Here is a 9006-nt window from a genome sequence, read left to right on the forward strand (position 1 = left end):
CCGATGTTCGCCCTAGAGAAATACATCCACGCGGGAAGCCTGGGTGAAGCTCTGCCGGCGCTGGTGAAAATTCACGCGTCGCAGATCGATGGATGCGCGTACTGCCTGGACATGCACGGGTGCGAAGCCCGGGCGGCGCTCAGCGCCGCCTCGATGTGTTAGAGGCAGGGAGGAGGCGCCGAGCTTGTGGTTCGAGCGACGTCCGGCTAACGCGGCGTCGTCCAAGCCGCCTGAAGGGGTCACGATCGTTCTATTGTTGGGCGAAGGACTGGCGTTTGTGAATCTTCAGACGTACCAGAGAGCGAGTCAGCTGACGCCTCGCCGCCTAGTTGTTCTTCCCACCTCGTCCGAGCGAACCGTTTGCGGGACACACTCACGTTGAGGTGAAGGCATGTCTTACACTTCAGTCGGCCAAGGCGAGCGGCCACACAACGCGGAATCGCTCGATTACGATCTCGTCGTCCTCGCTCCAGACGGCGCCTCGCGCGGCGCAAGTACGAGTCCAGTGTTTCGCGTGCTGGCCCCGCCAGCTGGCCAGAGAGCGGTCGTCCTCGCCCTCATCCCATGCGAATGATTCGTCGGCGCTGCTGAACGTGCCCAAGCGATATTCGGTGCTGCGCACGATAATGCGCGGGGCTCCCGTGCTGTCACAAGCGATCCAGTGCGAGCCGATTCTGGGCAATTTGTCGCCGTCTGCGGCGAACGCGGCGGCGAGCTCCGCAGTGGCCCGCTTAGCTCCGTGAGTAACATCCCGCAGCAGTTCGTCGGCCAAGCGCGCCGAGTCGCCGAAGTGCTCCACGGTGTACTCGGGGCAGGTTCGCACGGCATCAGGACGAGCTGCGGCGTAGGCAGCCCACAACGCCGCGCCTGCCTCGGTGTCGGGCGAAGCGGCGGGAATTTCATGAGCAGTCATTCCATAGAGCCTGCCACATGATAATTCCACCACTGAGGACGGCACGGCATAGCGATTCGTCATGCCTCGGTGATGCCTCCTGTAGCGGGTTCCTCTTGCGGGACTCTGAGAATTGGACGCGGAGCCCTCCCTCATAGCGACCCGGTCTATATGCGAAGTTTCTCGTAACCTACGCGCCTCAAAACCGGCGGATTCAAGTGGTGTCTGCAACACCGGTTTGATTTGTTGGGTTCGAGATTAGCGTGGCGAGGACTTCTGCGGGCGTTCGGTAGCCATGGCGTTTGCGGGGCCGGCGGTTGAGCTCCGCGGCAACGTTTTCCAGTATCCCGGGCCCGTGGAAGGACAGGTCGGTACCCTTCGGAAAGTACTCGCGCAGGAGCCCGTTGGTGTTCTCGTTGCTGCCACGCTGCCAGGGCGAGTGCGGATCGCAGAAATAGATCGGCATCCCGGTCGCCATCGTGATTTCCTGGTGTCGGGACATCTCCGCTCCCTGATCCCAGGTGGTCGAACGGCGCAGCTGTTCCGGGAGAGTGTTCATCGCGACGATCATCGCGTCGGCCACCGTGCGAGCGGTGTGATCCCCGGGCAGATGCAGCAGCATCACGTATCCCGTGGTCCGTTCGACGAGTGTTCCGATCGCGGACTTCGACGAGGTCGAGCCGATGATCAGGTCGCCCTCCCAGTGCCCAGGAACGGCGCGGTCCTCGATCTCCAGCGGGCGGTCGGAGATCATCACCATCTCCCGGAATCTCTGCGGCCGCGGACCCTCCGGCCTCTGCGGCCGCCGTGTTACGCGCCCTGAGCGCAACGCGGTGGCAACTTCCAGGCGCAACGATCCGCGGCCCTGCACGTAGAGGGCCTGGTAGATCGTCTCGTGTGACACCTGCATCTCCGGATTCTCCGGATGCTCGACTTTCAGTCGGCCCGCGACTTGTTCCGGGCTGAACCGATCGGTGAGCATCGTGGTGACCTGTTCCCGTAACGCTAACCCGTCCAGCTTCTGGGCTCTGGGCCGGCGAGCCCGCGCCCAGGTTTGCTCCTGCGCGAGCGACGGCACGTAGCGGCCAGTGACCTTGTTTCTGGCCACCTCCCGGCTGATCGTTGATGGCGCCCGGCCCAGAGCCGCGGCGATGCGGCGCACCCCTTGACCGCGGGCGAGCTGGAATCCGATCTCTTCGCGCTCTCGCAACGATAAGAGTCCGGCACGGGCAACACTGAAATCCTGAACCGGTGATGGCAGCACCTTCTGATGCTGGCTTAACCAACGATACCCAGTCGGTCGCGACACCCCAGCAGCCTGCGCCGCGACGGCCACCGATAGCCCCGCGTCCAGCCCATCCCAAAACGACAAACGGACGCTCAAAGGCGACCACGGTCGAGCCATCGACAACACCCCACAGAACTCAGGGTGTTGCTCTCACCACCTGAACTCGCCACCCATGGGATATGAGACGGTGGGGCTGCGGCCGAGCATCGCGGACGTAGCCTCGGTACCGTTCCATTACTGGTCAGACCCCCAACCAAAGACGCGGCCGCCGGAGCAATGGCTGTCTATCGGTTGCCTCGGTCAGATCAGCAACGAGACTCTGCAGGTTGCCCCGGTGACATTGGGATAAGCGGTCGCTGGATCGTGAATAAAAGACGGTGGTGTCCGGTTGTGGTGGAAGTACGTCTGAGAGTAGTCGGAGATACCCGCTGCCGTCAGCCAGTCACAATCAACGGAAAGTAGCCAGTCCATGGATCTCAGTAATTTGGACCTCACCAAAAGGCACGGAATCATCACGGGCGCGGGGCAGGGCATTGGTCGGGCACTCGCCCTCGAATTTGGTCGCCGTGGGGGTCATCTGCTGCTCGTCGGTCGGCAGTTGGACACTCTCGCAGAAACTGCGCGGCTCGTGGCCGCCAAAGGCGGAACCACTGAGGTCCTGGTTGAAGACTTAACTCAGCCTGGCGCTGTTGAGCGGATCGCAGACTTGGTCTCGTCGTGGAGCATCGTTGATCTTCTCGTCAATAACGCCGGAAATGTGCGCGCGGGCAGGCTCGAATTGACAAGCGATGCGGATGTCCACTCGATGATCGATCTGAATCTCACTGCTCCGATTCTGTTGACCAAGACCCTGCTTCCCGCGCTTCGGCACAGCGGGAAAGAACGCGGCAGCATCCTTGTGAACATCTCAAGCGGGATTGCGCTCGTCGGCATGCCGTTCTACTCGATCTATGCTGCAACGAAATCGGGTATTTCGCAGTTTGGCGAGTCGCTTCGCCGAGAGTTGATCGGAACGGGTGTGCATGTGGCAACCGTCTATCCGGGCGCGACCGACACGGCGATGATGACCTCACAGACCGCCGGTGCCGAGCTCGGGTGGGGACGTCGACCGCTCGAGGACGTCATCACCGACCTCATCGCTGCGCTCGAGGCTGGCGAACATGAAATCAACACCGCACCGGAGAGTCGTCGCGAGATGCAGCAACTTAATATCACCGATCCGATGGCGGTGGATGCCGCCCTCGCGCCCGGCCTCGAGGCCCTTGAACTTGCGGTACGCGACCACCGCAGCATCTAGTAGACCAGCCCCTACCGAGGGCTAGGTGTTGTTCCCCCCGATCGCGCTCACAACGTCGGTGGGACCAACATTTAGTTCGAGCCTCCAACTGCTCCACCGCCAGGACCCATCATCGGTGGCAAGAGCCGCCCGCCATTCCGGATCGGCTCGGCGACGAACTGCCGCGCTGGCCGAATGACCGTCGCGAAACCCCACAGGATACGAGACACTCGGGCCGCTGTGGAGTCTGCGAGCTCAGCTCAATGGGTCATCAAGCGATCGCACAAAACCGGGTTCGGAATGTGACATGGGTGGCCCTCCTGTAGCCGTCACTTTGGACTATTTCTGCGTTGTTTGCGATACGGAGGCTGGATGACGGGTTGTGTGACAGTTTCTGTCTTCCTCGAGGGTGAGCCGCCTCTGTCGCGCAATCGGACGTTTAAATGACAGGGGTCGAGTATGCACGTCGGATACATGCGCGTGTCAAAAGCTGATGGTTCGCAGAGCACTGATCTACAACGAGACGCACTCCTGGCCGCCGGCGTCGCTGCAGGGGATCTCTACGAGGACATGGCATCCGGTAAGAAGGACGACCGGCCACACCTGGCGGCTTGCCTGAAGGCGCTGCGTCATGGTGACACGCTCCTGGTTTGGAAGCTGGACCGGCTCGGTCGAGACCTGCGGCATCTGGTCAATACGGTGCATGACCTCACCGACCGTGGCATCGGCCTCAAGGTGCTCACCGGAGAGGGCGCAGCGATCGACACCACGACGGCACCGGGGAAGCTCGTCTTCGGAATCTTTGCTGCTCTCTCCGAGTTCGAGCGGGCGCTCATCTCTGAGCGCACTGTCGCCGGGCTTGCCGCAGCTCGAGCACGGGGGAGGACGGGCGGGCGGCCGTTCAAGATGACGCCGGCCAAGGTCCGCCTGGCCATGGCCGCGATGGGTCAGAAGGAAACGAAGGTTGGCGACCTCTGCAAGGAGCTCGGGATCACCCGGCAGACCTTGTACCGCCATGTCTCACCTGCGGGGGAGCTGCGGTCGGACGGTGCGAAGCTCCTATCGAAGAAGTAGTGGCCCCACCTGGTGAGTGTCAGAAAGGAACGCCCTACGGCACAGGGTCGCGAGTCTCGGCACCTAGGATCACCTCATGACTAACCACGGAGAATTCCCGATTGCTGAGTTCGGTTTTCCAGGCCCGATTCGGGATCGGCTGGTCGCCTCAATCCTGGCCGGCACAAAGACATCGACAAGCTCGACCCGCGTGGAGTACTCGATAGAGGACGAACCGTTGCCGGTCATCGGGAACAAGCAGACGGTCATTGATTCACACAATTTCGCCGTGGCGACCATTCAGACAATTGGGGTCGAGATTGTCCGACTCGCTGACGTCGGCCTCGAGCATGCGCACGACGAGGGCGAAGGATTCGTCTCCATAGCAGCCTGGCGTCGCGGTCACGAAGCCTTCTGGCACAGCACGGAGATGCGGGCCTTCCTCAACAGCCCAACCTTCACAGTCGATGACGACACGCTCGTCGTGCTGGAGCGGTTCCAATTGATTGAGGCGCTCGGCCAAGCAAAGCGATAGCCCTCAAACCGGCAGCCCGACGCCGTGCGGGCGATTACTCGTGAACGTTGGCTTCTGGTGCGCTGAGTTTGCTCACGGTTCGGATCAGCGCCACGCGCGGCCAGGCTTCGAGCCCTCGCGCAGCTTCTGAATTCATTCGAGCGCTCATCGCCGGGCCCCATTCACGTGGCAAGAAAGCACGGAAGCCGAGGCGCTCGTAGTATGGCGCGTTCCACGGAACGTCTCGGAATGTGGTCAGCGTCACGGCGGGGAGTTCGCGTTCCCGTGCCCACGAGTCAGCCACGGCAATCAGTTGCGCTCCGATGCCCTGACGCGCGTGCTCCGGGTGGACCGTGACCTGCTCAATATGGGCAGCTCCGTCAACCTGCTCGAGGAGCACGTAGGCGACGATCACATCGTCGACCAGCCATACAAACGCTCCATGGTTCGTGACGAAGTGCTGGAAATCCTGCCTGCTGATCGGTTGATCATCGGCGATTATCGCCATGTTGATGTTGCGGAACATTTCGCCAGCAGCTCGCTCGATCTCGGTGATCCGGAAGTGGTCCTCGAGACTGGAAAGACGTCGCACCGTTCGATCCTCCCACTCCAGCTCAGGACCTACCCGTAGGTCGAACGTTCACTGGGCTGACCGATGGGGAGGGGGGCCAGCCTTAGGCTCGTGGGCATGACAGAAGCGCGCGCGATCGATCTGGACAAGTGGCCTCGGCGGGAGCACTTCGAGCACTACCTCACGCGCGTCGAGTGCACTTACGCCATCACGGTGGAACTCGACGTCACGGAGATGGTGGCGGCGCTCCGCGTCGTTCCGTGGAAAAGTTATATCGCGCAGATCTGGGCCATTGCCTCAGTAGTGAATCGTCACGTCGAGTTTCGGATGACCCTCACTGGCGAGAAGGTCCCGGCGACCTGGGATGTTGTGCACCCTGCGTTCACCGTTTTCAACCCCGAGCGAGAGACGTTTGCCAACGTCTGGTCTCCCTTCCACGCTGACTTCTCGACCTTCCACCAGCAGGCGGTCGACGTCTTGGCTAGATACCGTAATGCCACGTCGTTTCAGCCGCAGCCGGATATGCCCGCAAATGTGTTTGACATATCGAGCATCCCGTGGACGTCATTCACTGGGTTCAGTTTGCAGATACGCGACGGCTGGAAGCATCTCTTGCCTATATTCACCCTGGGTCGGTACCGGGAGACTGGGGGGCGAACCGTGATGCCTGTCGCCATTCAGGTGCACCATGCGGCGGCTGACGGTTTCCATACGGCTCGCCTTGTTCAAGAATTGCAAGCGCTCTTTTCCGACCCGTCGTGGCTCTCCAAATAACGAACCCTCAGCGGTTGCCCACAGAGGATCGATTCCGTGACAGACGCACCGGAGCCGTTGAGTAGTACCGATCATGGGAGTGCACCGGTGCTTGCCCGACGGGTGCGGACCCACGAGCGAATACGCGCGTTATGCGGAGGATTTCAAACCGGCCAGACGGAGAACGGCCGTTAGCCCTTCGGGTGTTCCTGGCCAGTGCCGTTGGACCGCATCGCTGCCTGCCCGACGAGTCGCGAATCGAAGTGCGATCGCGACAACGATGGCGTCGTCCGCGTAGCCGAGAACAGGGACGAAATCCGGAATGACGTCTATCGGCGACAGCAGGTAGACCAAGAGAACGGTAAGCCAGATTCGAACGCCAATCGACAGGGTTGGATCGGCCGTGAGGCGTTTGAGTAGCCGTGCGACGTCGGGCGCGAGACGAAGGAGGTCACAAAGCGAAGCACCGCCGGCATGCCTGCGCTGTTCGATCCAAAGGACCAGAACGAGGGCGAGCCACAGCACCAGCAACCCGCCAAACACGCCGAGCGCGACTTCCCACCAGGTGGTCATGAGGTGCCGCCGCGCAGATGAATGATCGCGATGGCTTCACGAGCGGCGGTTGAGGTCATGTTCTGATTCTCGCAGTGGGGACGACTGCTGAGCCCTGCGCGGGAACGTCATGCGGGCGGGTGCGTCGCCTCTGTTCGCCAGACTGCGCGGAGGATTGCGATGGTGTCTTCGAGGGTGACGAGTGCGCCTTCGCTTGCTTCCGCGAGTGCGCGGGCGTGCTCGATGACCGCCTGTGGCGCCCGGGATGCGCCAGGGGCCACGCGGGAGCCGGCGGCGGTGCGGGTGACGATGAGTCCGTCGCGTTCCAAAGATTTGTAGGCCTTTGCGGCTGTGGCCTGTGCGACGCTGAAATCTCGAGCGGTTTGTCGGACGGTTGGCAGGCGTTCGCCGTCACCGAGTTGTCCGGAGCGGATCGCTCCGCGGAAGAGCGCATCGATTTCATCCGCAGAGCTTGGCGTGGTCCCGGTCATCGCCGTGGTCCGTTGGTCGAGACTTCATGCTCCGGTGTTGCGAGGCGTGAGCGTCGTGTCGCGAGTGCGGCTCGGGCGGTGTCGACTGCAAGTCGGAGGAGGAACGCGACTCCGCCGGCCTGGAGTGCATAGCCCAGGAGGTTCATAGGGCGGGCGATTGCGTCGTAGCCGCCGGCTACGAGAATGCGCGGGTAGGACGCATTGTCGGATACCCACTGCTCGTCTAATCCGACCAGAGCTTGCCCGGAGGAACCGGTGTGCATCCACACGGCTCCGAGCGTTGTGATGAGTCCACCGAGCAGGATGAACGTGAACAGTCAAGCGGTTAGTTCTCGTTCCGAGCGCACGCTGGAGGCGGTCGATCGGGCGAACACGGGCCGGTTGGCGTCCGTGTGCAGCACGGCGAAAAAGACGGTGCAGGCCAGTGCCAGCACGACGAGAGTGGCGAGATGGTTCGGCCATCCTGCTCCGGACAGGTACCCATAGCCGCTGTTGAAGCTCATGTAGATCGGGAGGTTGGTGTAGTCGGGAACGTTCCCGAAAAACGGTCCGTCTGCAGGCGCCGTCCTGGCGATCGCAATCTGCCACGCTGCCGTCAGTGCGAGCAACGTCGCGGTGATTCCGGAGATCCAGAGCAAGGTACGAGACGCAAACGCATGCCACGGGCGGCGGGGAACAATTGAACGCTCTCCCGGCGCGGGAAGTGGCATCCGTCGAAGCGCTACGGCCGCCGCAGCCACCACGAGTGTCGCCGCGAATAGCGGAGCCGGCTTGCGCCACCAACCGTCATACCCGGATACGTCAGGCGTTGACACGGCGATCGCGCTGACTGCCGTCGCGACGACAACCACGAGCAAGGAACCCGCCACTCCCGCCCAGGTGAGAGTGGCCGTGCGCCGCCCGGTCTGGGGGAGTGAAACCATGCGCCGGGGTCGAACCCACGACAGAGCGAAGAGGACCAGGCCGAAGGTGATGGCCACTTCCAGAGGTAGTAGATCTTGAACGGCGTGCACGAAGAGAAAGAGGAAGTTCATCTAGGCCCCCAGAAGATCGAATCCCTCGCGAGCATCGCGAGCATTGTGCTGTAAAAGTAGTACAAGATTGTGCTATCGAAACAGTGCAAGTAAGCGCGGGACCATTCGTGTCCGATCGGCGAACCCTCTCCGGAGCGTTCTCGCCGTCTTTCTAGGTGGAGGTCGGGCGTAGTGCTTGATTTCGAGCGACGCCCATCGAGGCCTGGTGCTCCGGATGGATATGTGCGGTGAAACGGTTAACCTCGTGTGCTCGCAACCATCCGATCATCATCTGGGTAGCTTCGGAGGCTATGCCTTGGCCTTGGCGCCTCGGCGAAATGACCCAGGCGATCTCAGACACGAGCGTTGAACCGTCGCACTCGACGGTTGCCTGCACGAAACCGACCGGCTCACCGGTGTCTCGGTAGGTGACTATCCAGTTCAGCCACCATTGGGAACCGTCATCAGACTGCCCCACGGTCTGTGCGGCATATCTGCTGTGGAGGGTTGCGTCCAATAGCGTGGTGTAACCCCCGGCCCTGATGGGCGTGTTGCACCGATGTAAGGCGGCCACCGCGTGATTCTTGGAAAGACCGATCAAGT

The 9006-nt window shown here is 61.9% G+C and carries 12 protein-coding genes; 5 read left to right on the plus strand and 7 right to left on the minus strand.

What is annotated here, in order from left to right; all coding sequences use genetic code 11:
- Window positions 1–3: 3 nt before the first annotated feature.
- On the plus strand, window positions 4–162 hold the full coding sequence (locus E3T34_RS17005) for a carboxymuconolactone decarboxylase family protein (RefSeq protein WP_134343388.1): 159 nt from the start codon (window positions 4–6) through the stop codon (window positions 160–162).
- A gap of 241 nt (window positions 163–403) precedes the next feature.
- On the opposite strand, the gene E3T34_RS14530 is transcribed toward E3T34_RS17005, so the two are convergent.
- Window positions 404–913 carry an ASCH domain-containing protein gene (locus tag E3T34_RS14530; RefSeq protein WP_134343406.1) on the minus strand — a complete coding sequence of 170 codons (510 nt, stop codon included), beginning with the start codon at window positions 911–913 and terminating at the stop codon, window positions 404–406.
- Between the two features lie 193 nt (window positions 914–1106).
- Entirely contained in the window at window positions 1107–2228 is a 1122-nt protein-coding gene (locus tag E3T34_RS14535; protein ID WP_304992554.1) for an IS30 family transposase, read from the minus strand.
- Window positions 2229–2649: 421 nt separating this feature from the next.
- Between E3T34_RS14535 and E3T34_RS14540 the strand changes: the two genes are divergently transcribed.
- The 3 genes from E3T34_RS14540 to E3T34_RS14550 all read left to right on the plus strand — a co-directional run bounded on the left by E3T34_RS14540 (window position 2650) and on the right by E3T34_RS14550 (window position 5044).
- Window positions 2650–3477: an SDR family oxidoreductase gene (locus E3T34_RS14540; protein ID WP_198412294.1), complete on the plus strand. Its 828-nt coding sequence runs from the start codon at window positions 2650–2652 to the stop codon at window positions 3475–3477.
- Between the two features lie 438 nt (window positions 3478–3915).
- Window positions 3916–4530, plus strand: a complete 615-nt coding sequence (locus E3T34_RS14545) for a recombinase family protein (protein WP_134343389.1) — start codon at window positions 3916–3918, stop codon at window positions 4528–4530.
- A gap of 76 nt (window positions 4531–4606) precedes the next feature.
- Window positions 4607–5044, plus strand: coding sequence for an ASCH domain-containing protein (locus tag E3T34_RS14550; protein WP_134343390.1), 438 nt, complete (start codon window positions 4607–4609; stop codon window positions 5042–5044).
- 34 nt (window positions 5045–5078) lie between these two features.
- On the opposite strand, the gene E3T34_RS14555 is transcribed toward E3T34_RS14550, so the two are convergent.
- The gene (locus E3T34_RS14555; protein ID WP_134343391.1) at window positions 5079–5615 is read right to left on the minus strand and encodes a GNAT family N-acetyltransferase; all 537 of its coding nucleotides are present in this window, start codon (window positions 5613–5615) and stop codon (window positions 5079–5081) included.
- Between the two features lie 96 nt (window positions 5616–5711).
- On the opposite strand from E3T34_RS14555, the gene E3T34_RS14560 reads away from it, so the two are divergent.
- Window positions 5712–6368, plus strand: a complete 657-nt coding sequence (locus E3T34_RS14560) for a CatA-like O-acetyltransferase (protein ID WP_134343392.1) — start codon at window positions 5712–5714, stop codon at window positions 6366–6368.
- Window positions 6369–6497: 129 nt separating this feature from the next.
- Here E3T34_RS14560 and E3T34_RS14565 read toward each other — a convergent pair whose 3' ends face one another.
- From E3T34_RS14565 to E3T34_RS14580, 4 genes are all read right to left on the minus strand, one after another.
- Complete coding sequence (locus tag E3T34_RS14565; RefSeq protein WP_134343393.1) at window positions 6498–6920, minus strand: YkvA family protein; 423 nt, start codon at window positions 6918–6920, stop codon at window positions 6498–6500.
- Between the two features lie 107 nt (window positions 6921–7027).
- A complete protein-coding gene (locus E3T34_RS14570; RefSeq protein WP_134343394.1) occupies window positions 7028–7390 on the minus strand; it encodes a GntR family transcriptional regulator in 363 nt (120 codons plus the stop codon).
- A gap of 317 nt (window positions 7391–7707) precedes the next feature.
- Window positions 7708–8424: a hypothetical protein gene (locus E3T34_RS14575; RefSeq protein ID WP_134343395.1), complete on the minus strand. Its 717-nt coding sequence runs from the start codon at window positions 8422–8424 to the stop codon at window positions 7708–7710.
- A gap of 151 nt (window positions 8425–8575) precedes the next feature.
- On the minus strand, window positions 8576–9006 hold a 431-nt coding region (locus E3T34_RS14580), incomplete at its 5' end, for a GNAT family N-acetyltransferase (RefSeq protein ID WP_206750601.1).

This window comes from Cryobacterium sp. TMT1-62 (genome assembly GCF_004403145.1).
In the GTDB taxonomy this organism is placed as follows: domain Bacteria; phylum Actinomycetota; class Actinomycetes; order Actinomycetales; family Microbacteriaceae; genus Cryobacterium; species Cryobacterium sandaracinum.